Source organism: Lysinibacillus sp. GbtcB16, assembly GCF_019091145.1.
GTDB lineage: Bacteria > Bacillota > Bacilli > Bacillales_A > Planococcaceae > Lysinibacillus > Lysinibacillus fusiformis.
Genome location: NZ_JAGXJV010000200.1, coordinates 1 through 341, shown reverse-complemented (window position 1 = coordinate 341; position 341 = coordinate 1). Strand labels below are relative to the sequence as shown.

The following is a 341-nucleotide window of genomic DNA, read 5'->3' as shown; positions in this document are numbered from 1 at the left end:
TTGTTGACTTTGTCCTTTACATTGCCTATGAAACCTTTATTCGCTTTTTGAGCACTTTCACTGATACCCTTCGCTGTCTTGGCACCTTTATTGATCCATTTACCAGCAGTTGCCGCATTGCCGACTACTGGAATCATAGCGCCAAAGGAGAGGGCCGCATTGACCTTGTCACCTCTTGCCGCATAAATAATACCATTCACGCCATCCGCTACTTCTCCTACAACTGGGACCATCCCGACTATATCTAATCCTACTTGTAGCGTATTCAACAGATTTTTAGGTTTTACAGCATTTTTCACTGCTTTGGTCGTTGCTTGTGCAGCTTTTTTCACGACTGGTAG

General features: G+C 44.3%; 1 protein-coding gene. It reads right to left on the bottom strand.

Annotation, left to right across the window (positions count from 1 at the left end; all coding sequences use genetic code 11):
- Nucleotides 1–341, bottom strand: a 341-nt coding sequence (locus KVT27_RS24000; RefSeq protein WP_217582111.1) for a hypothetical protein, incomplete at both ends; no start/stop codon positions are given.